We start from the raw sequence: 21,696 nt of genomic DNA on the forward strand, positions 1-21,696 counted from the left end.
CTTCATGCCAATGGTCGAGGCGGCCCGGGAGGCGGCTTGCTAGGCTTATGGACATGCACGCCGGCAGTCACCTCGCCCCCCTGAGCTCGCCCGAGTCGATGACGACCCTTCTTCTGGCCAACAACGCGATCATGCTGCGCGCGCTGTCGCGCTACCTCGGCAAGCGTCAGGCCTCCTGCCCGTTGACCTTGCAGTCGCCGGAATGGCTGCTGCTCGCGCCCGACGCCCAATTGCCCAGACAGCCCGTCGATTTCGCGCTGCTCGACTGCAGCAGCAGCGACGCGGATGCCGGCGCGCTGATCGACGCCTTGTGCCAGCGCATCGCGCCGCGCCGGTGGCTGCTGATCGCCAGGCCAGGCGCCACCGCGCTGACGCAGCGCGCGGCCCGGCTCGGGGCCGGCGGCTGCCTGCTGGCACCGGCCTCGCCCGATCTGGTTTCCGCCGCGGTGGCGCTCGTCAGCGCCGGCGGCCAATGCTTTCCGCGCGCCAGCATGGCCTGGTTGATGGCGCCCGCACCAGCACCGACCTCCAACTTTCTGCGCCCTGGTTCTACGGCAAGCGGCTGATGGTCGTCCACCGGGGATGCGGCCTATGCTGGCACTACGCTGCTGGCGTAGCCGGACCCGGGATCAGAAGGTCCGCCGCCGGCAGGAGCGGGGGGTCATATGAATGGAGGATCGGCGGTGCTGATCGTGCGCGGCTTCGCCGTGCCCGAGGGCCGCAACAAGTGGGCATGCTGTTATGAGATCCGGCTGGCGTCGGCGTGCGATGGGCCGCTGGTCCATCGCGGCGAACTGCATGGCCGCGCGTTCTGCAGCGAGGATGCCGCGATCATCGCGGCCCGCGAAGCCGGCGAGCGCGAAGCGCGGCGGCGCATCGCCGCGGGACTGGCGACGTCGTTCCTGTCGGTGGCGCCCGGCACGTGCGCGGGCGATGGCCGCGACATGAAGACGCCGCGGCCGAACGAGCGGTAAGCGCTGGAGCCGCGCGAACGAACACGAAGGGGGAAATAAGGCGCGTGCTCGGGGGAGCCGCATGTCGAATGACGAATCGAACGACATGCGTACACGCGCGTATCGGCCGCGGCGATCGCCCGGCCGGATCTGCGGACCACGGCGGAGCCGCCGCTCGACAGACGGCACGCCGGGGTCCTTTCTTTTTGGGGAGGGCGCGGACGTCGGCGACGACCGCAACCCGGGGAAGGGGGAAAAAGAAGCCCGCAGACCGGGGGACCATGCGGGCTCCAAAGTGGCAGGCCGATTCCGCCTGGCCCACCACAAGACTGACGATATCCAATCGATCTTGCGACTTCCATCAACCAAAAGGACCAACAGCCCACGGCCGCCAAGCGGCAGCGCGGGGCCTTCGACACCATGTGGCACTGGCATTTGATTTCGCGCTTCGGCGACACCGCGCTGCTGCTGCCGTGCGCCGCGCTGTTGCTGCTGTCGCTGTGCCATCGCGGCGAATGGCGCGCGGCGCGCGACTGGAGCCTGACGTTCGCCGCCGCCGCCGGACTGACGCTTGCATCGAAGCTCGCCTTCATCGGCTGGGGCATCGGCGTGCCGGCGCTGAACTTCACCGGTTTTTCCGGCCACAGCATGATGGCGGCAAGCGTGCTGCCGGTGCTGCTGCATCGGCTCGCACCGGGACAGCGGCCGCACGTTGGATGGATCGCCGCAACGCTCGGCGCATCGCTCGCGCTGCTGGTCGGCTATTCGCGTTTGCCGCTGGGCGCGCATTCATTCAGCGAAGTGGCAGGCGGACTCACGCTCGGTTTCGCCGTCAGCGGCGGCTATCTGCTGGCCACCGCGCCGCGGCGGCGCTCGCGGCGGCACCGATCGCCGCGCGCGTCGCTGTTGCTGCTGATCGGCGCCTTGCTGCTCGGGGTGCCGGCATCGGGTGCGCATGCGCCCACCGAGCAATGGATCGAACAGATCGCGCTGTACCTGTCCGGACGCGCGCGGCCGTTTCAGCGCGAGGATTGGCAGCGGCGCGACGCCGCGACGATCGCGCCGCCATCCCCGTCTCCGTTTGCGTCTGCCTCGCCGTCTTTCTTCCCCGCGTAGCAGCCCCACCTGTGTGGGGGACCCAACAGACCCCACGACGACCCGGGCGCGACGATGTTCTCGATATGCCGACGCACGGCATCGAACACGGCAGCAAGGGGGAGAGGGTCATGGCAACGGCAAGCGCGCAGGCGATCGTCGAGCGGCAGACGGCGCTGCAACTGCTGTATCGGGTCTCGGATGCATTGACGGTGGGCATCTGCGGCATCCTGGTCGGCGAATTCTGGTTTCCCGAGGGCGGCCTGGCATCGGCGGCGCCGATACATGGCTTCCTGACCGCGTTCTGCGCGGTCGCCACGCTGATCGTGTTTCCCGCCTGCGGACTCTACGAATCGTGGCGCGGCCGCAGCCGCGCCGCACTGGGCCTGCGCACGCTGGCGGCATGGAGCCTGGTCGCGGTCAGCGGCCTGGTGCTGGCCTACCTGATGCATCAGATCGGCGCAGTGTCGCGCCTGTGGTCGACCTCCTGGTTCGGCGCCGTCTCCGTGGCGCTGGTCGGCTCCCGGCTGGTGCTGTACCAGCTGCTGGGCAATGTGCGGCAGCAGGGCATCAACGCCAAGCGCGTGCTGATCTTCGGCTACGGTCCGCTCGGCAACGAGATGTACCGGCGCGTGCAGCGCATCCGCGAAGCCGGCTATCACGTGGTCGGCATCTACTGCGACCACGAGGACGACACGCTGCCCTCCGGCGTGCCGATCCTGCGCGAGATGAGCGACGTCACGCGTTTCGTGCGCAGCCAGGACGTGCGCGAGATCTGGCTGACGCTGCCGATGGCGGCGTGCCGCGACCTGTGCGACGTGGTCTACCAGTTCCGCAACGACCTGGTCGACATCCGCTGGGTGCCCGACATCATGTCGGTCGAGCTGCTCGGCCACCGCTTCAGCGAATTCCTCGGCCTGCCGGTGATCGACCTGAACAGCCCGCCCGATTCGCGCATCACGGGCCTGCTGAAGGCAAGCTTCGATCGCGTCTTCGCCGCCGTGGCGCTGCTTGGCATGTCGCCGCTGCTGATCGCCATCGCGATCGGCGTCAAGCTGTCCTCGCCGGGCCCGGTGCTGTTCCGGCAGAAGCGCCTGGGTATCGACGGCAAGCCATTCGACGTGTTCAAGTTCCGCACGATGGTCGTCCACCAGGACCGCGGCGTCACGCAGGCGGTGCGCAACGATCCGCGCGTGACGCGCATCGGCGCCTTCCTGCGCCGTACCAGCCTGGATGAGCTGCCGCAGTTCTTCAACGTGCTGCGCGGCGAGATGTCGGTGGTGGGTCCGCGCCCCCATGCGCTCGAACACAACGAGATCTACAAGGAGCTGATCGACCGCTACATGCTGCGCCATCGCGTCAAGCCCGGCATCACCGGCTGGGCGCAGATCAACGGCCTGCGCGGGCAGACCGACACGGTCGAGAAGATGCGCGCGCGCATCGAGTTCGATATCTACTACATCCGCAACTGGTCCTTCCAGCTGGACCTGCGGATCATCGCGCGCACCGCGCTGCATGGCTGGACCGGCAAGAGCGCATTCTGAACGGGGTCCGGCCCACGGCCGTGGCGAACGTGCGTTGGCAAGCGCACGGTGCCGGCGGGTACGGTCGAGCCAAATGGGGCATACCAAGACCCCAGGGAGAGGGAGACCATGAAAGCCACGATTCGCACGATCCTGGCGGAGGTGGGCCGGCTCGAGGTGCCAGCGGACACGCTGGACGACCAGGCCGATCTCTACGAAGCCGGTCTGTCGTCGCTCGCCACGGTGCATGTGATGCTGGCCATCGAGAACGCCTTCGATATCGAGATTCCTGACCGCATGTTGACGCGCCAGCTGTTTCGCAGCATCCAGTCGCTGGCCGACGCGATCGTGTCTCTGCGCCAGCAGCAGGAGGCAGCATGAACGCGTTCACGGCGCAGGCGGTGCAGCCCCGCCCGCACGCCGCCGGCACCGATGCGGCGCATGTCGATCCGCCGGACGCGGCGCATCCACCGCGGGACATGCTGGCTGCCGCGCGCGAGGTGGTGCCGCTGGCGGCGGCGCAGGCCGATCGCGTGGACCGCGAGGCGGCGTTCCCCGAGGCGGCCCTCGCCGCGTTGCGCGAGCGCGGCCTGCTCGGAGCGATGGTGCCGGTGGAACTGGGTGGCGGCGGCGCTTTGCTCGATACCATCGCGGCGGTCTGCCGCGTGCTCGGCGGCGCGTGCGGGGCCACCGGCATGATCTACGCGATGCATCAGATCCAGGTTGCCTGCCTGGTCGCGCATGCGCGCGGCAGTATCTGGCATGAGCGCCTGCTTGCGCGCATCGCCGGCGAGCAGCTGCTGCTGGCCTCGGCCACCTCGGAGCAGTCGATCGGCGGCGCGCTGCGCACCAGCGGCTGTGCGGTGGCGACCGATTGCGGACGCTTTCACCTGGTCAAGATGGCGCCGACCATCTCCTACGGCGCGCAGGCCGACGTGATTCTCGCCACCGCGCGCCGCCATGCGGAGGCCCCGCAGTCCGACCAGGTATTGGTCTGCGTGCTGGACGGCGACTGCACGCTGCAATGCACGAGCGGCTGGGACACGCTGGGCATGCGCGGCACCTGCAGCAACGGCTTCCGGCTGGAGGCGCGCGGCGCCTGCGAGCAGATCGTGCCGGTGCCGTTCGGCGAGATCGCCGAGGCGACCATGACGCCGGTGTCGCACATCCTGTGGAGCGCGCTGTGGACCGGCATCGCCGCCGACGCGGTACAGCGTGCCAAGGCCTTCTTCCAGGGGCAGGCGCGCTCGCGGCCCGGCACGCTGCCGCCGTCGGCCACGCGGCTGGCCGAGGCGGCGGCGATGATCGACACGATGGAGGCGCGCGTGCAGATGGCGCTCGCGCATTACCGTCAGCACACGCCGGGCCGATCCGTCTCCGCGGACTTCGCCTTCGCCGCCGAAATGAACGGCCTGAAGACCAGCGTGTCGACGCTGGCCCTGGAAGCGGTGCAGATCGCGCTGCTGATCTGCGGCATGGCGGGCTACAAGCAGGGCACACCGTTCAGCGTCGGCCGCCATCTGCGCGACCTGTGGTCGGCGCCGCTGATGATCAGCAACGACCGCATCCTGACCAATACCGCCAGCCTGCTGCTGGCCGAACGTTCGCATTGAGGAGAATCGGCATGGACTACCAGAGCGGCCAGCACGGTGGCGCCGTCGAGCCTGCCGACACCGCGGCGCCGCCGCAGCGTCTGTCCCGATCGCCGGAGGCGGCCGCGCTGGCGGCGCAGCGGCGCTTTCGCCAGGCGCTGATCGAGGCCGGCCTGCTGATTCCGACCGGCGTCGATGGCCTGTATGGCCGCAGCGCCGACTTCGAAGCCATTGCCGACGGCCTGAACGCCGCCATCGGCGCGCTGGGCGCAGACCAGCAGGCCGAGGTGATGCGCTTTCCGCCGGCGATGGCGCGGCAGGACTTCGAAGCCAGCGAATACCTGAAGAGCTTCCCGCAGCTGGCCGGCACCGTGCACAGCTTCTGCGGCAGCGATCGCGATCATCATCGGCTGCTGGCGCGGCTCGATGCCGGCGAGGAATGGGCCGACCAGCAGCGGCCCACGCGCGTGGTGCTGACGCCGGCCGCCTGCTATCCGATCTATCCGGTGATGGCCGCGCGCGGCCCGCTGCCGCCGCAGGGCCGCGTCGTCGACGTGCTGTCGTACTGCTTTCGCCATGAGCCCTCGGTCGATCCGGCGCGCATGCAGCTGTTCCGCATGCGCGAGTACGTGCGGCTGGGCACCGCCGAGCAGATCGTCGCGTTCCGCGCGCAGTGGATCGAGCGGGGCAGCGCGCTGGCGCAGCAACTCGCCTTGCCCTGGCAGCTGGACCTGGCCAACGACCCGTTCTTCGGCCGCGGCGGCAGGATCGTCGCCGACGGCCAGCGCGAGCAGAAGCTGAAGTTCGAACTGCTGATTCCGATCCACGACGACGCCCCGCCGACCGCCTGCATGAGCTTCAACTACCACAAGGACCACTTCGCCGAAGTCTGGCCGCTGCGCACCGCCGACGGCGCGCGCGCCCACACCGGCTGCGTCGGCTTCGGCATCGACCGGCTGATCCTGGCGCTGCTGCGCCACCATGGTTTCGCGCTGGCGCGCTGGCCCAGCCAGGTGCGCGAGCTGTTGGGACTGCGCCATGTATGACGGCACCGGGCGGCTGTCGCCATCCGTGCATGCCTCGCATGTGCTGCATACCGAGCAGGCGGTCTGGCCGCAGACCAACTGCTATGTCGACCTGTGGATCGAACTGCTGCACGGCTGGCAGCTCGATCCGCTGGCGGCGCTGCCGTTTTACCGTCGCGCAGGACTTCGAGGGCGATCAGTTCACCTTCTTCAAATATCCGGTCGAGGACCTGGAGCGGCTCTATGGCGTGGTGGTGCAGGAGCTCTCGCTCTACGACGCGATGGAGCGCCATGTCGCGACGCAGACCGCGCGCGGCCACGTGGTGCTGCTCGAGGTCGATGGCTATTACCTGCCCGACAATCGCGCCACGTCGTACCGGCGCCAGCACACCAAGACCACCATCGGCATCGACGTGCTGATGCCGGAGGCGCGCGGCGTCGGCTATTACCACAACGACGGCTACCACGTCGCGCGCGGAGACGACTATGCCGGCTTGTTCCGCCTGCTGCCGGACCTGGAGGCCGATCCCAATCTGTTGTTCCCGTATGCCGAGGTCGTGCGGCGGCGCTTTCCGCCACTGTCGGGGCCGATGCTGCTGCGCGCCTCGCTGGCGCTGTTGCGGCGGCATCTGGCGCGTCGCCCGCGGCAGAATCCGATCGCGGCGTACCGGCAGGTGTTTCCGCAGCATCTGGACGAACTGGCGGTGCGCGGCGAACCGGCCTTCCACCCGTACGCGTTCAACGTGCTGCGCCAACTGGGCGCCAACTTCGAGCTGCTCGGCAAGTACCTGCGCTGGCTCAGCCTGCAGGGGCAGCCGCTGCCGGCCGCGATCGCCACGGCGTGCCAGCGGCTCGCGTCGGAGGCGATGGTGATGCAGTTCCGGCTGATCCGCTCGATTCTCGGCCGCCGGCCCGACGCTTGCCAGGATTGCCTCGACCAGATGGAAGCCTGCTACGAGGCCGCGGTACCGGCGCTGGCCGCCTATGTCGGCGAGGGCGAGCCCTGAGGCCGCGGGCGCGGCGGCGACCGCGACCGCGCCCATGACCGCGCCCACGACCGCGCCGGACATATGCGAACGGATGGCGGCGGCCATGCCGCTGGGCCGGCCGCTGACGCGACAGCCGCTGGCCGGTCCGTGGCGGATGCTGGAAACCGAGGCCGATGCGGTCACCACGCCGGCTGGCTTGCCGACCGACGTGCCGACCGACGTGCCGACCGATGTGCCGACCGATGTGCCGACCGATGTGCCGACCGATGTGCCGACCGACTTGCCGACTCCCTTGCCCGAAGCCGTGCCGGGCAAAGCCGGCTGGTTGCCGGCGCCGGTCCCCGGCACCGTCGCGCAGGCCCTGCAGGCGGCCGGCCGCTGGTGCGCCGAGGCGCCGCCCCCGCTGCACCAGCGCGACTACTGGTATCGCGTGCCGATCTCCGGCGAGGGCGCGCACTGCCTGCGGCTGCGCGGCCTCGCCACCGTCTGCGAGGTGTGGCTCGACGACACGCGCGTGCTCGACAGCCGCTCGATGTTTATCGAACACGAGATCGCGCTGACGCTGTCGGGCACCCACACGCTGTCGCTGTGCTTCCGTTCGCTCGAGCGCGCGCTGCGCGGCCGGCGCGGCCCGGTGCGATGGAAGCCGCGACTCGTGTCGCCGCCCTCGTTGCGGCATGTCCGCACCACGCTGCTGGGCCATATGCCAGGCTGGTGTCCACCGGTACATGCGGTGGGACCGTGGCGCGAGGTCGAGCTGCTGCCGGCGCCCGCCTCCGCGCGAGCGCTCGACGCCGCGCGCTGCGAAGTCATCGCGCGCCTCGACGGCGACGACGGCGTCGTATCGGTGCAGGTGCGCGGCGTCGCTGCGCTCTCGCAAGGGCCGCTGACGGTGACGGTCGACGGCCACGAGGCCGCGCTGACGCGCCGGCACGACGCACAGCACGGCTCACAACACGGCCCACAACACGACCCGCAACACGACCCGCAACGCGGCCTGGAGCACGGCCTGGAGCACGGCCCGCAGCACGGCCTGGTATGGCACGGCAGCGTGCGCGTGCCGCGCGTGCGCAAATGGTGGCCGCATACGCATGGCGAGCCCGTGCTGTACGACGTCATGCTGCGCGCCGGCGCGCAGACGCTGCCGTGCGCGCGGGTCGGCTTCCGGCATATCGATGTCGATGAGCGCGATGGCGGCTTCGTCGTTCGCGTCAACGGCGTGCCGGTGTTCTGCCGCGGCGCCTGTGTGGCCAGCCTCGACCTGCATGGCCACGCGCCCGATGCGCGGACCTGCGCGGCGTGGCTGGAGCAGGCGCGCGAGGCCGGCATGAACATGATCCGCGTCAGCGGCGTGGCGTGCTATCAGGGCGAGGCGTTCCACGCGGCCTGCGATGCGATGGGCCTGCTGGTGTGGCAGGACTTCCTGTTCGCCAACTTCGATTATTCGAGCAATGCCAGGACCAGCGTCGGCACCGGCGTCGGGATCAGCGCCGGCAGCGACGCTGCGACCAATGTCCGGACCAATGCCGGCATCAACGCCGGGCCCAACGCCGGGACCAACCCCGAAACCGACCCCGGCGCCACGCTGCTCGACGACGCACGCCGCGAAGTGCACCAATGGCTGGCCGCGCATGCGCACCATCCAAGCCTGGCCGTGCTGTGCGGCGGCAGCGAGGCGGAACAGCAGGCCGCGATGCTGGGCGCTCCGCGCGACGCGTGGCGCCAGCCGCTGTTCGACACGGTGATTCCCGACTGCATCGCGGCGCATGGCGTTGCCGTGCCCTATGTCCGCAACTCGCCGGTCGGCGGCGCGTGGCCGTTCCAGCCCGATCGCGGCGTCAGCCACTACTACGGTGTCGGCGCCTACCAGCGGCCGCTCGACGATGCCCGCCGCGCGCGCGTGCGCTTTGCCGCCGAATGCCTGGCCTTCGCCAACGTGCCATGCGAGCGCACGCTGCGCGAGGCGATGGCCGGCGTCGCGCCGGTGCACGACCCGCGCTGGAAGCGCGCGGTGCCGCGCGATGCCGGCGCGAGCTGGGACTTCGAGGACGTGCGCGACTTCTATCTGCAATCGCTGTACGCGGTCGATCCCGCGCGCCTGCGCAGGGAGGATCCGGCGCGCTATCTGCAGTGCTCGCGCGCGGTTGTCGCCGAGCTGATGAGCGAGGTCTTCGCCGAATGGCGCCGCGCCGGCTCATCCTGCGCCGGAGCACTGGTGTGGCAATGGCAGGACCTGGTACCCGGCGCCGGCTGGGGCATCGTCGATGCGCTGCGCCGGCCCAAATCCGCCTGGCATGCGCTGCGCCAGGTCTGGCAGCCGCGGCAGCTGCTGCTCACCGACGAAGGGCTGAACGGCGTGCATGTGCACCTGATCAACGAGACCGCCGTCGCGCAGCCGATGCGCCTGCAGCTGCGCTGCCTGCGCGAGGGACTGACGCCGTTGCTCGACGTAGTGCGCGAAATCACGCTGGCGCCGCGCTCGGTGCAATGCGTCAGCGGCGCCGAGCTGGCGGGCGAGTTCTTCGACTTCGCCTATGCCTATCGCTTCGGCCCGCGCCTGCATGACGTCGTGCATGCGGCGTGGTTCGACGCCGGCGGCTCGCTCGTCAGCGAGGCCTTCTATCTGCCGGATCGCGGCGCCGACGCGCTGGCGCCGCCGGAGCTGCATGCGCAGGTCGAGCGCATCGACGGCCAGTGGTGGCTGACGGTATCGGCGCGCCGCTTCGCCCGCTGGGTGCAGATCGACGATGCCAACCTGCAGCCGGCAAGCGATTGCTTCCATCTCGCGCCCGGCGCGAGCCACCGGGTGCTGCTGCGTGCCGACGATGGACCACCTCATCGTGCGGGGCGCGGCAACGAGGGCGGCGGAGAAGGCCTAAACCGTCTGGCGAGCGCTGCCATCCCGATGGGTGAGATTCGCGCGCTGAACGCGCCTCGTCCACTCGGCTACCGCGCGTAGCGCATCGGCCCGCAAGCCAATCCCCATCACAGCGCGCGCGCGCATCGCCGCCGCGCCGTGCCGAATGGTTGCATCGCTGTAACGCGGTCCCCTCCCGATTCCCACCTACCGAAGGATGAGCAGGTTTCAGCCGTGCGGCTACTGTTGGGCGTCCCACAGATGGAACTTAATGGAAGCACGCAAGCCGCACCGCGTCGCCGTCACGGTCAGCGTCGTTGTCTCGTGGTTGTGACGGACGTCGTCGATGGGCATCGGTGCGAGGCGGGGGAAAAACAGCAACAAAAAGGACAAGAAGGGAGAACAGAAATGATCGGTCAACGTTCGGATTTGCACGTCAACCACCTGCTGGCCTCGCTGCCACGCAAGGAGTGGGAGACGCTGTCGGGGCACCTGGAGCTGGTACGGATGCGTGCGGGACAACTGCTCACCGACTCGGGTCAACGCATCCACCATGTGTACTTCCCCACCACGGCGATCGTGTCGATGCTGTCGCTGCTGGAGAACGGCGCGACGGCCGAGATCGCCGCGATCGGCAACGAAGGCCTGGTCGGCATTCCGGTGCTGACCGGCGGCGACACCATGCCGTGCCGCGTCGAAGTGCGCACGCCCGGCTTCGCGTACCGCCTGTCGGCGGGCACGCTGCGCCAGGAGTTCATGCGCTCGCCGACGATCCAGCGCGCCACGCTGCTGTACGTGCAGGCGGTGCTGACGCAGATCGCGCAGACCGCGGTCTGCAATCGCCACCATTCGCTGAACAAGCAGCTGTGCCGCTGGCTGCTGCTCGCACTCGATCGCATGGCCACCAACGAGCTGGTGATCACGCAGCAGGTCATCGCCAACATGCTCGGCGTGCGCCGCGAGGGCGTAACCGAGGCCGCCGGCAAGCTGGAGGACCTCGGCCTGATCCACCACAGCCGCGGCCATATCACGGTGCTGGATCGTCATGGGCTCGAAGCGCATTCGTGCGAATGCTACAAGCTCGTCAAGCGCGAGTTCGACCGGCTGCTGCCGGCCCTCGCCGAAGCGTGAACTGCGCCAGTGCGTCAGGAGATTGCCGTGGACAGGTTGTCTTTCGCCGGAACGATGCCGGCTCCCAACGTGGTGCCGCAGCGGCCGGCCGGCTATGCGCGTGCGCTGCAGGACCGCGCCGGCCTGCTGGTCGGTGCGACGCTGGCCGGCGCCGCCGTGGCCGGACTGGCCGCGTTGACGGTGCCGCCGCGCTACGAGGCCGCGGCGCTGATCCAGGTCGCGCAGCCTGACGTCGCCGTCGCCGGCGCGCCGGGCGCGCCATCGAATCCGGCTGCCGGCTTCGACGCCAGCATTCTGAAGAGCCGCGCGGTGGCCGCGCCGGTGATCGAGCAGCTTCGGCTCGGCGTCACCGCCGAGCCCGTGCGCGCGCCGCTGGTCGGCGCACTGGCGGCACGCCTGTCCGAGCCGGGACAGGTGCGCGGCGCCTGGCCGCCGGGGATGGGTTATGCGTGGGGCGGCGAGCGCATGGCGCTCGATACGCTCGCCGTGCCGGAGCGGCTGCTGAACAAGCCGCTGACGCTGGAGGTGCTCAGCGGCGGCGCGTTTCGCTTGAGCGATGGCAACCGTACGCTGCTCGAAGGCCGTGTCGGCGAGTCCGCGGCGGTCGATGGCGTCGAGGTGCTGATCTCCCGCATCGACGCACGCCCGGGCACGCGCTTCACGCTGATGCGGCGCGATCCGGTGGCCACGGTCGATGCCGTCGCGAACCAGCTCAAGGTCAGCGAAATGCCCGGCGGCACGGTGCGGCTGTCGTGGCAGAGCGGCGATCGCAAGCAGGCCGCCGATCTGGTCAACGGCATCGCCGATGGCTATATCCGCGGGCAGACGAGCGCGCGGCGCGGCGACGCGGCCGAATCGCTGGCCTTCCTCGCGGCCGAGCTGCCGCGCGTGCAGGCCGAACTCGAGCGCGCGGAGGCGGCGCTGACCCGCTACCGTTCCCGCTCCGGCTCGATCCAGCCGACGCAGGACGCCCAGTCGTATCTGCAGGGCAGCATGGAGTATCAGCGCCAGATCGCCGCGCTGCGGCTCGAGCGTACCAAGCTGCTGCAGCGCTTCACCACCGATGCCAACGAGGTCAAGACCGTCGACAGCCAGATCCAGCAGCTGATCCGCGAGCGGCGCGAGCTCGACGAGCGCATGCAGAACCTGTCGCTGTCCGAGCGCGAATCGGTGGCGCTGACGCGCGACGTCAAGGTGGCCGAGGACATGTACATGACCCTGCGCCGCAAGATCGAACAGCTGTCGCTGGTGCAGGCCGACCGCAGCAGCGCGGTGCGCATTGTCGATGCCGCCGCGGCGTCGACCGTGCCGGTCGGCGTCGGTCCATGGCCGGCCGCGATCGCGGGCGGCGCAGCGGCGCTGGCGCTGGCGATCGGCGGCGTGATGCTGCGCCGGCGCGTCAAGCCGGTGGTCGCCGATGCCAACGAAGCGGAGGCGCGCCTGGGCCTGTCGATGCTGGGCGATGTCGCCTTCAGCGACGAGCAGGCCGAACTGGAACGCCAGGCGGAACTCGAACGGCGCTTCGGTGCGATGGCGGCGATGGGGCTTGCCGACGCCGCGCGGCAACGGCTGGCCGCGCCCGCGCCGGGCACCGCGCTGGCCGAGGCGCAAGGCGGCGACGATCCGCAGGCCGGCGCGCGCAATGGCAACGGACTGCACGACCGCTTCCTGCTGGCGCGGCGCTCGCCGCATGCGCTGGCGGTCGAAGGGTTGCGCAGCGTGCGGGCCTCGCTGTACTTCGGCCTGCGCGGCGCGCCCGATGGCGTGCTGGCGATCACCAGTCCGGCGCCGGGGGCCGGCAAGACCTTCGCCGCGGTCAACCTTGCCGTGCTGTTCGCCGAGGCCGGCCAACGCGTGCTGCTGATCGATGCCGACATGCGGCGCGGCAAGGTCGCGACGTGGTTCGGCCAGGCCGCCGAGCCGGGACTGTCGGACGTGCTGGCCGGCCGCATTCCGGTGGGCGCGGCGGTGCAGCCGACCGTGGTCGCGGGCCTGTGCATCCTCGGCGCCGGCGCGACGCCGGTCAATCCGTCCGAGCTGCTGATGCTGCCGACGCTGAAGGACGCGCTGCAGCAGTGCAAGGAGCGTTTCGACCTGGTCATCGTCGATACGCCGCCGGTGCTGTCGGTCGCGGACGCGATGCTGATCGCCAGCCTGGCCGGCTCGACGCTGCTGGTCATGCGCGCCGACGTGACGCTGCCCGGCCAGGTCGACGACACGCTCAAGCGGCTGTCGCGCGCCGACGCGCGCATCGCGGGCGGCATCATCAACGGCGTCGCGCAGCGCCGCAGCAACCGCGCGGACTTCGCCACCATCAATCCGTATCTCGGCATGCCACTGCCGCCTGCCACACCGGCGGCCCGTGCCCTGGAACGTCCGGTGGCGACCGCGGCGGGCAAGGCATGAAAGGACCATGAAGGCGGCATGAAGGCGGCATGAAGCGGGCAGCGTACCCGTTTCTGCGTAGGGACTGCGCAGGATTGCCGAGGCAGCAGGAAGGCGTCGAGATGGCACGCGCGGGCTCTTGCCCGCGCACCATCCTGGCATCCGGGGGAAGACCGATGAAGCGAGTGGCGTTCGACCACTGCGTCGGCTGGCTGCACGCCGGCCCTGGCGCAACCGGCGTGGTGCTGTGCGCGCCGTGGGGCCACGAAGCGATGTGGTCGCATCGCGCGTGGCGGCATCTGGCCGCGGATCTTGCCAGCGCCGGCATGCCGGTGCTGCGCTTCGACTATCCCGGCTGCGGCGATTCGGCGGGAACCGACGAAGGTCCCGATCGGCTCAGCGCCTGTGCGCACAGCATCGTGCGCGCCGTGCAGAGCGCTGCGCGCGCACACCGGGGTCGAGCGCGTGGTGCTGTGCGGCCTGCGGCTGGGCGCGACGCTTGCGGTGCTGGCCGCCGAGGCGATGGCCGCCGACGCAGGGCAGCGTCCCGACGGACTGATCCTGCTGGCGCCGCCGGTGACCGGCCGAACCTATCTGCGCGAGCTGCGCGCGCTGCAGCACAGCTGGTGCAATAACGCGATCCCCGATATTGCGGTCGCGCCGCCGTGCGACGGCAGCTGCGAGGTGCTGGGCTACCGGCTGCCATCCGATGCCGTGGCCTTGCTGGAGGCGCTGCGGCTCGAACGCCGTGCCACCTGTCCCGGGCCGCGCGTGCTGCTGCTCGATGCGTGGCCCGGCGCCGGTTCGCCGGTCGCCGCGCTGGCGAGCCGCTATCGTGCCCAGGGTGCGCAGGTGACGCGGCTCGACTTCGACGAATACCCGGCCATGATGCGCTCGGCCGAGAACAGCAGCGTGCCCGAGCAGGCGTGGCAGCAGATCGCGCAATGGCTCGGTCCGGCCGCTTCGGTCGCGCGCCGCGGCCAGCCCTCGGGCCACGTCCCGGACGATGCCGTGCTGCGCGTCGAGGGGGGCGGTGGAGCGGCCGGTGTGGCTCGATGGCGGCCGTCAGTTCGGCGTGCTGTGCACGCCGGGCGATGGCGGCGATGCGACCGGCACGGCGGTGCTGTTCCCGAACACCGGCGGCAACCACCATGTCGGCGATTGCCGGCTGTTCGTCACGCTGTCCCGCCAGCTCGCCCATGCCGGCGTGGCGGCACTGCGGCTCGACGTGTCGGCGCTGGGCGACAGTCCGCTGGCCGCGCGCACGATGCGGATCGCGGCGCTCTATGGCGAGCAGCCGTGGCGCGACGTTGCGGCGGCGGCGGCGTGGCTCAAGGCGCGCGGCTACCGGCGCGTGGTGGTGGCCGGGATCTGTTCGGGGGGCTTTGTCGCGCTGCAGGCCGCATTGGCCGCCGCGCCCATCGATGGGCTGGTGCTCGCCAACCTGCTGAAGTTCCGCTGGGACAGCCGGGACGGCGGCAAGGGGGCAAATGCCGACGCCGAAGCCGAATCGGAAGCCGACGTCGATGCCGAGCCGCAATCGACGCGGGTCTATCTGGCCGCGGCGCGCAATCCGGCGCAATGGCTGCGGCTGCTGCGCGGCGAGATCGATCCGTGGCCGCATGCCGCCGCGCTGGCGCGCCGGCTATTTGCGCGCCGCGCCGGCGCCGATCCGGGCGCGAGGGATCTGGACGCGTATGCACGCGAGGCGATGCACGACCTGCAACGCCGCGGCGTGCGCGTCGATCTGCTGTATGGGGCGGGGGGATATCGGCCTGGAGGAAGCGCGGGCGCGCTTCGGCCGGCATCTGGAGGCGCTGGCCCCGCTGAGCGGCATTCGCGTCCATGTGCTGCCGCGGCTGGACCATTCGCTGTTTCTCGCGGAGAGCCGCGCGCAATTCGCGGCTTGCCTGATGCGGCATCTGGCGGCGTTCAATGCGCCGGTGGCAGCGGCATCGAGGTCTTCGCTGGCCGCGTCGTCGGCCGCTTAGTCGGCGGCTTGGTTGGCGGCTTGGTTGGGCACTCAGGCGGCGGCATCGTCGGCAACCTGGCCGGCTACCCGGTTGGCGACCTTGCCGCCGCGCGGGCCGCCTTGAAGGCCCTGGACTGGCGCTCGGCCATCGTCCGGAGCCAAAGGCGGCCCACGGTGCATCAGCGTGCCGGCGGCGTAGTCAGTTCGCGCTTGGCCTCCTCGTTGGCCTCGCGCATCTCCTGCTTGCGTTCCTGCTTGGCGGCCTTCACTTCCTGCTTGTATTCCTGCCGCGCTTCGGACTTGCGCGCGCGGTACTCACCGCGTGCCTCGGCGCGTGCCATGCGCCGCTCGACGAGCGGGTCCAGCTTCGGTTGGAGCTGGTAGACGCCCGGCCCGTGAGGAACGGCGACCATGCCGGCCGGAACGCTGCCGGGAGCGGGGCCGGTCGTCGGCATGGTCGAGGCGGCGCCGGCCGGCGCCATCGTGCCGGCACCGGCGCCAACGCTGGCACCAGCACCAGCACCCACGCCGACACCGGTACCGCCGGCGCCAGCGGCGGCGCCCGCGCCCACGCTGGTGTCGGCACCGGTGCCGGTGGAAGGCGCCATCGGCGCCTGCGCAAAGGCGGTCGCGCTGATCAGACCCGCGGCCAGCGCCGCCAGGGCGGTTCGGGTGCGCACAGTCAGGTTTCGGGACATATCGGACCTCGTGAGTTGTTATCGAACGAAGCCCGCGGCCGAAGGGGCCGCGGGGACGACGGTGGCGGCACGCGATCCAAGGATGCTGCCGCTCGCTCGATTTTTGATGGCAAGCGCTCGTTGCCGTTTCCGCCTTTCAACAACTCCTTACAAATGGCCAAAAGACCGACAGCGCGTTCCTACGCGGCGCGCGCCCGCTGTCCTACAAAACGCCGATCCCCGCACTGGGCGGGGATCGGCGTTGATACGGCGGTAGGGTGGTTGCGGATCAGGCGCGCTTGGCCTTGATCGCGCTGTACTGGTTCATATAGCGATACTTGCCGAAGTGGTAGTGCGAGCGGTACCAGCGGCCCTCGACATGCAGGCCGTTGAACAGCACGCCCTTGACGTCGCCGCCGGCATGGCGGATCGCCTTGTCGGTCGCCTGCAGCTCGCTCGCCGTGGTGACATCGGCGCGCGCCACCAGGAACACCGCGCCCGCCCGGCTGGCCAGGATGCCGGCATCGGCCGCCGCCAGCACCGGCGGCGAGTCGATCAGCACCACGTCGTAGCGCGACTTCAGTTCATCGATCAGCGCTTCCATGCCCGGGCTGTTCAGCATGTCGGCCGGCTGCGGCGCCTGCGTCCCGGTCGGGATGAAGTCCAGCCCCGGCGCGACCTGGCGCTGCACCACCTTGTCCAGCGGCGTGCCGAGCAGCACGTCGCTCAGCCCCGGCGAGCGGCGCGAGCCGAAGCGGTGGTTCAGGCCGCCGCGGCGCAGGTCGGCGTCGACCAGCGCGACGCGCTTGCCGCCGGCGCCCAGGATCGCGGCGAAGTTCGCGGCGATGAAGGACTTGCCGACGCCCGGCGCGGGGCCGGTGATCACCACGATGCGGTTGCGGCTGCCGACCAGCGCGAACTGCAGCGCGGTGCGGAAGCTGCGCAGGCTTTCCATCGCCGGGTCCTCGGGCTCCTGCAGCGCGAGCAAGCCCGGCAGCGGCCTGGCGCCGCCGAACTTGCGCGCCTGCTGCTGGCTCTGCGGAATCGTCGCGTAGACGGTCAGGCCGGTATGCTGCTCGATCTCGTCGGCATCGGTCAGTCCGCCGTCGAGCGAGCGGCGCACCACCACCATCAGCAGACCGGCCAGCACGCCCAGGCCCACCGCCACCGCGACGATCAGCGGGCGGTTCGGCCGCACCGGCTTGAGCGGCACGTTGGCCGGATCGACCAGGCGCGCGGTACCGACCTTGCTCGCCTTCATCAGCTTGAGCTGCTGCACGTCGTTGAGCAGCGCCTGATAGAGCTCGGTGTTGACCTTGACGTCGCGCATCAGCCGCAGCACGTTCTGCTCGACATCGGGCAGGCGCTGGATGCGCCCGGTGACGCCGTTCAGCTGCGCGGTCAGGCTGTCGATCTGGCCGTCGATCGCGGTGATGCTCGGGTGGTCGCCGACGAAGCGCATCGCCAGTTCCTGCCGCTTCTGCTTCAGCTCCTGCAGGCGGGTCTGGATCTGCACCGACTGCGCCAGGATCAGCTTCGATTCCTCGCTCAGGTCCACCGTGCCGCGCTGGTTGCGCATCGCGTTATAGCGCGATTCGGCGGCCTCGACCTGCTGGCGCAGCTGCGGCATCTGGCCCTGCAGGAATTCGAGCGATTTCTCCGCTTCGGCGGCCTTGCGGCGGACGTTCTGCTCGACGTACTCCATGCCGATCTCGTTCAGGATCGCCGCGGTCAGCTGCGGCGAATCGCCTTCGAGCGTGACGCCGATCACGCCGCTCTGCTTGCCGCGCTCCATGATGTGAAGCTGCTGCTGCAGGCGGGCGATCGCGGCCAGGCGCGGCAGGTGGCGCAGTTCGAACTGCGCGCCGGGGCGGCCGTCGAGCTTGCTGATGGTCAGGTTGACCGGGCCGTAGGCGGTCTTCACCGTCAGCGGCTCGCCGACCTTGCCGTTGGCGCGCGCCGGATCGCTGGCGAAGCTGACGCGGTAGTCGCCCTTGCCGAGCGCGGTCACCGTGATCTTGCGCTCGTCCATCTCGGCCGGCACCGTCAGCTCGCTGACCGCGATCGATTCGCTGCCCCAGGCGAAACCGCCCCAGCCGAGCAGGCCCGGCTGCGACAGCTCGCTGTTGTTCTGCGCGATCGCGCGGCCCACGATCGGGAAGTAGCGCGGCGACGCCTCGATGTTCAGCATCAGGTTGTCGACCGCGCGCCCGACCACCATGCGCGACTGCAGCAGCTCGATCTCGGCGGAGGCGGCCGACTTGACCTCGATGATCGGCGAGATCTGCGCGGCCACGCGGTTGGTCGCCGCGGTGGTGTTGGTGCTCTCCTCGACCTGCACCATGATGTCGGCGCGATAGACCGGCCGCGCGATCAGCGCATAGATCGCCCCGAGCGCGATGACCAGACCCGCCACCGTCAGAAAGGTCCAGCGGTATCGCGCCAGCACGTCGAACCAGGAGGTCAGATCGACCATGCCATCGCGCTCGTCCGCGCGTTCGGAGTGGGTGCTCCGGATGTTGTTGCTATTCATGATGCCTCCCCGTGACATTCGGCCGGCGCAATGGCTCTTATGCGTACCGACCAGGATTCGATGCCCGTCTTGATCAAGCCGAGTGCGATGGCGAACATGCTGTGCGAACCGCCGAAGGGGTCGGGCACGTCGGCCGCGATGAACTCGCAGATGCGATAGACGCGGCCGCGTGCATCCGGAAACCGGCGCTCGACCTCGTCGCGCTGCTCGAGGTCCATCACCAGCACCAGATCGGCCCAGTCCACCAGCTGCGCATCGAGGACGCGGGCGCGATGCCCGCGCAGTTCATGCCCTTCGGTGGCCATCAGCGTGATCGCGCACGGATGCGCCGCCGCGCCGACCGGCGGTGCCAGTCCGGCCGAGGCCACCTCGCACGTTGGCAACGCCTGCCGCAGCAGCGCTTCGGCCATCGGACTTCGGCAGGTATTGCCGATGCAGACCACCAATATGGTTCGGATCATCGTGCCCGCCTATCGGACGACGCCGGCCGTACCGATCACCGGCTGGGTCGACGGGATCAGCAGGTTGATGACGCGGCTCCAGCGCACCAGCTCGCGGGCATCGACATAGACGACGTCCTTCGGCTCGAGCTCGAATCCTTCCGCGATGGCCAGGGCCACCGGCGAGCTGCCGTCGAGGTGGAACACCTTCGGCTCTTCGCCGGCGGTGGTCTTGCGGATGACGTAGATCTGGTCGGCGCTGGCCGAACTCGGATTCACGCCGCCGGCATCGCCGAGCGCCTCGTTCAGCGTCATGCGTCCGTTGCGCATCAGCAGCGCGGTGGGCCGCAGCACTTCGCCGGTCACGAACACCTTGCTGTCCTCGCGCTGCTCGACGCGCACGATGTCGCCGTTGCGCAGCAGGATGCGCGACGGGTCGACGCCCTTGGCCAGCAGCGCCGGCATGTTGATGTACCAGCTGCGCTCGCCGCGCGTGACGCGGATACGGCTGCTGTCGCCGGTCTGCGTCAGCACGCCCCCGGCGCGGTTCAGTGCCTCGACCAGCGTCATCGGCGCGTCGTCGATCGGCAGCATGCCGGGCGTCTTGACTTCGCCGTCGACATAGACGCGCTGGCTGCGGAAGGCCAGCACGCGCACCGTCATCTGCGGATCGCGCACCACGCGCGACAGCGCCTTGGCGATCTGGTCGCGCACCTCGTTGGCGGTCTTGCCGCCAACCTTCATCACGCCCGCGTACGGGAACTGGATGTCGCCGTTGGGACTGACCACATAGCCGGGCACGTTGGCGCTGCCGCCGGTGGCGGGCAACTCGTAGGCCTGGCCGATGCTGTAGGTCTGCGTCGGGAAGACCAGCTCGGGGTGGTCCCACACCACCACCGAGATGATGTCGCCCGGGCCGACGCGATAGGGCTGCGGCGCGGCGAACAGTTCCTCGACGTTCTCGTTGTCCCGGCGCGAGTTGTTGCGCAGCTCGCGCACCAGGTCCATCGTGATCGGCGTGATCTTGGGCACCGCGTCGGGGCCGATGGCGGAGACCGGCGCCTGCTTGTCGAAATACATGCCCGGCGAACTGGCGCAGCCGGCCAGCAGCGCCGCCGCTCCCATCGCGCCGGCGGCGACCAGTCCCGCCACTCCCCCGACCGCGGCGCACACTGCGTGGACCGCGTTGCTGATGCTGTTCCAATGCTTTCATGGCAACCTCCCCCCACTGCGACTTGCACATGGACACGCGCACGGCCATGTCCCCCGGATGCAGCCATCGTGTCCGCGCAGGCACTGGGTATCGGTGCGTTGTCACACATTTGATGCGGAGTGGATCGGGAGCCCAACGCAAGGGGTTGGAGAGGACGCCATTCGCGGGCGTTCCAACGCGGAAAAACGCTCGCATCACGCAAAAAAAACGGGCCGGATTCCATCCGGCCCGCCTTCGTTCGAACCCCGCCCGGCGTCAGCGCATGCCGCCTCCGGCCTGCAGCGGCAGTTCGGTAATCTCCGCGCGTTCGTTCGCCGGACGCGGCATGCGCGTGACCGACGCAACCGGCGCCGCGCCGTCGCCATTGACCCATTCGAGCTTGGCTCCGCGTTGCAACGCGGTGTAGACCGCCTCGCCCTTGTTGCGCACCTTCAGCCGCTGGTACAGCGTGCAGGCGTGGCTCTTGACCGTGGCCACCGAGATATTGAGCATGCGGCTGACAGTCTTGATCGGATGGCCGCGCGCCAGCAGCACCAGCACCTCGTACTGGCGCGGCGTGATCTGCAGCATTTCGGCTTCGTCGTAGTAGGTCGATTCCGCGCTGCCGGTGTCGACCGGAGCGGGACGCGGCGCGGCCGCGGCAGCGTGCGGCGGCACGATGCCGCTGCGCGAGGACGCCGGCATCGCCGGATGCGGCGCCACGGTGGCGGTGCCCGCAATCGTCGGGCGCACGCCGAGCGAGGCAGGCGCGACCACCGGTCCGCCATAGCCGGCGCCCGGCAGCGAGGACGACAGCGTGCCGGCGGCGCCGTTGCCGCGCACGAAATAGCCGCCGACCATCGCCAGGCGAATGGCCGCTTCGAGCACGGCGAGCGAGGCGGATTTCGGCAGGCACCCGCAGACGCCCTGCGCCATGGCGGCGGCCGGAACCTGCAGCGGGACCATATCGGAGAGCAGCAGCACGCGCTGCGCGTTGAGCACGCGGCGTACCTGGGTCAGCAGCTGCCAACCGGCGTCGACATCCTGCGGCATGCCGAACACCATCAGGTCGGTATCGCCGTCGGTGCCGTCCAGCAGAGAAACATCGGCGGGATCGATCGCGATGACCTGATCGATTCCCTCGATGCGCTCCAGCATCTGGTGCAGGCCCAGCCGGAGCAAGGGATGGCTTTCAATCAACAGTGCATTCATGTTCTTTTTCCCCCGTATCTGTGGGCGGAAAACAGGTAAACACACTGGTGAATGCAATTGCCGCATCGCAGGCGACTTCCCGGCGAAGCGGCTCAGGCCTTCCCCCCGTCTGTCGGTCTC

The 21,696-nt window shown here is 69.9% G+C and carries 16 protein-coding genes and 1 pseudogene; 12 read left to right on the forward strand and 5 right to left on the reverse strand.

The genetic code is table 11. The features are described 5' to 3' along the window. Window positions 1–47: 47 nt before the first annotated feature. From OJJOAM_RS18310 to OJJOAM_RS18360, 11 genes and pseudogenes are all read left to right on the forward strand, one after another. Window positions 48–566 (forward strand): DNA-binding response regulator, encoded by a 519-nt coding sequence (locus tag OJJOAM_RS18310; protein WP_422650647.1) that lies wholly within the window; start codon window positions 48–50, stop codon window positions 564–566. Window positions 567–665: 99 nt separating this feature from the next. After that, window positions 666–974, forward strand: coding sequence for a hypothetical protein (locus tag OJJOAM_RS18315; RefSeq protein ID WP_422650648.1), 309 nt, complete (start codon window positions 666–668; stop codon window positions 972–974). A gap of 399 nt (window positions 975–1,373) precedes the next feature. After that, a complete protein-coding gene (locus OJJOAM_RS18320) occupies window positions 1,374–2,069 on the forward strand; it encodes a phosphatase PAP2 family protein (protein WP_422650649.1) in 696 nt (231 codons plus the stop codon). Between the two features lie 110 nt (window positions 2,070–2,179). After that, complete coding sequence (locus OJJOAM_RS18325; protein WP_422650650.1) at window positions 2,180–3,592, forward strand: undecaprenyl-phosphate glucose phosphotransferase; 1,413 nt, start codon at window positions 2,180–2,182, stop codon at window positions 3,590–3,592. A gap of 108 nt (window positions 3,593–3,700) precedes the next feature. Next, a complete protein-coding gene (locus tag OJJOAM_RS18330; RefSeq protein ID WP_422650651.1) occupies window positions 3,701–3,952 on the forward strand; it encodes an acyl carrier protein in 252 nt (83 codons plus the stop codon). Then, window positions 3,949–5,184 (forward strand): acyl-CoA dehydrogenase family protein, encoded by a 1,236-nt coding sequence (locus OJJOAM_RS18335; protein WP_422650652.1) that lies wholly within the window; start codon window positions 3,949–3,951, stop codon window positions 5,182–5,184. The genes OJJOAM_RS18330 and OJJOAM_RS18335 overlap by 4 nt, the downstream gene beginning before the upstream one ends. A gap of 11 nt (window positions 5,185–5,195) precedes the next feature. Next, the gene (locus OJJOAM_RS18340) at window positions 5,196–6,209 is read left to right on the forward strand and encodes an amino acid--[acyl-carrier-protein] ligase (RefSeq protein WP_422650653.1); all 1,014 of its coding nucleotides are present in this window, start codon (window positions 5,196–5,198) and stop codon (window positions 6,207–6,209) included. Beyond that, window positions 6,202–7,195, forward strand: a pseudogene (locus tag OJJOAM_RS18345) (DUF1839 family protein). Before OJJOAM_RS18340 ends, OJJOAM_RS18345 begins: the two are co-directional and overlap by 8 nt. Before the next feature lie 34 nt (window positions 7,196–7,229). After that, a complete protein-coding gene (locus OJJOAM_RS18350; RefSeq protein WP_422650654.1) occupies window positions 7,230–10,136 on the forward strand; it encodes a glycosyl hydrolase 2 galactose-binding domain-containing protein in 2,907 nt (968 codons plus the stop codon). A 306-nt stretch (window positions 10,137–10,442) separates the two neighbouring features. Next, window positions 10,443–11,165, forward strand: coding sequence for a Crp/Fnr family transcriptional regulator (locus tag OJJOAM_RS18355; RefSeq protein WP_006577453.1), 723 nt, complete (start codon window positions 10,443–10,445; stop codon window positions 11,163–11,165). Window positions 11,166–11,192: 27 nt separating this feature from the next. Next, complete coding sequence (locus OJJOAM_RS18360; protein WP_422650655.1) at window positions 11,193–13,571, forward strand: polysaccharide biosynthesis tyrosine autokinase; 2,379 nt, start codon at window positions 11,193–11,195, stop codon at window positions 13,569–13,571. 375 nt (window positions 13,572–13,946) lie between these two features. Here the strand turns inward: OJJOAM_RS18360 and OJJOAM_RS18365 are convergent, their stop codons facing one another. Next, complete coding sequence (locus OJJOAM_RS18365) at window positions 13,947–14,495, reverse strand: hypothetical protein (RefSeq protein ID WP_422650656.1); 549 nt, start codon at window positions 14,493–14,495, stop codon at window positions 13,947–13,949. A 100-nt stretch (window positions 14,496–14,595) separates the two neighbouring features. On the opposite strand from OJJOAM_RS18365, the gene OJJOAM_RS18370 reads away from it, so the two are divergent. Then, a complete protein-coding gene (locus OJJOAM_RS18370; RefSeq protein ID WP_422650657.1) occupies window positions 14,596–15,906 on the forward strand; it encodes a hypothetical protein in 1,311 nt (436 codons plus the stop codon). Window positions 15,907–16,488: 582 nt separating this feature from the next. Here OJJOAM_RS18370 and OJJOAM_RS18375 read toward each other — a convergent pair. From OJJOAM_RS18375 to OJJOAM_RS18390, 4 genes are all read right to left on the reverse strand, one after another. Continuing rightward, window positions 16,489–18,732, reverse strand: coding sequence for a polysaccharide biosynthesis tyrosine autokinase (locus OJJOAM_RS18375; RefSeq protein ID WP_422650658.1), 2,244 nt, complete (start codon window positions 18,730–18,732; stop codon window positions 16,489–16,491). After that, window positions 18,729–19,193 (reverse strand): low molecular weight phosphotyrosine protein phosphatase, encoded by a 465-nt coding sequence (locus tag OJJOAM_RS18380; protein WP_422650659.1) that lies wholly within the window; start codon window positions 19,191–19,193, stop codon window positions 18,729–18,731. The genes OJJOAM_RS18375 and OJJOAM_RS18380 overlap by 4 nt, the downstream gene beginning before the upstream one ends. A 9-nt stretch (window positions 19,194–19,202) precedes the next feature. Next, window positions 19,203–20,297 carry a polysaccharide biosynthesis/export family protein gene (locus tag OJJOAM_RS18385; protein ID WP_422650959.1) on the reverse strand — a complete coding sequence of 365 codons (1,095 nt, stop codon included), beginning with the start codon at window positions 20,295–20,297 and terminating at the stop codon, window positions 19,203–19,205. Window positions 20,298–20,640: 343 nt separating this feature from the next. Continuing rightward, window positions 20,641–21,576: a DNA-binding response regulator gene (locus tag OJJOAM_RS18390; RefSeq protein WP_422650960.1), complete on the reverse strand. Its 936-nt coding sequence runs from the start codon at window positions 21,574–21,576 to the stop codon at window positions 20,641–20,643. Window positions 21,577–21,696: the final 120 nt, after the last annotated feature.

The organism is Cupriavidus sp. H18C1 (assembly GCF_049311595.1).
GTDB lineage: Bacteria > Pseudomonadota > Gammaproteobacteria > Burkholderiales > Burkholderiaceae > Cupriavidus > Cupriavidus cauae.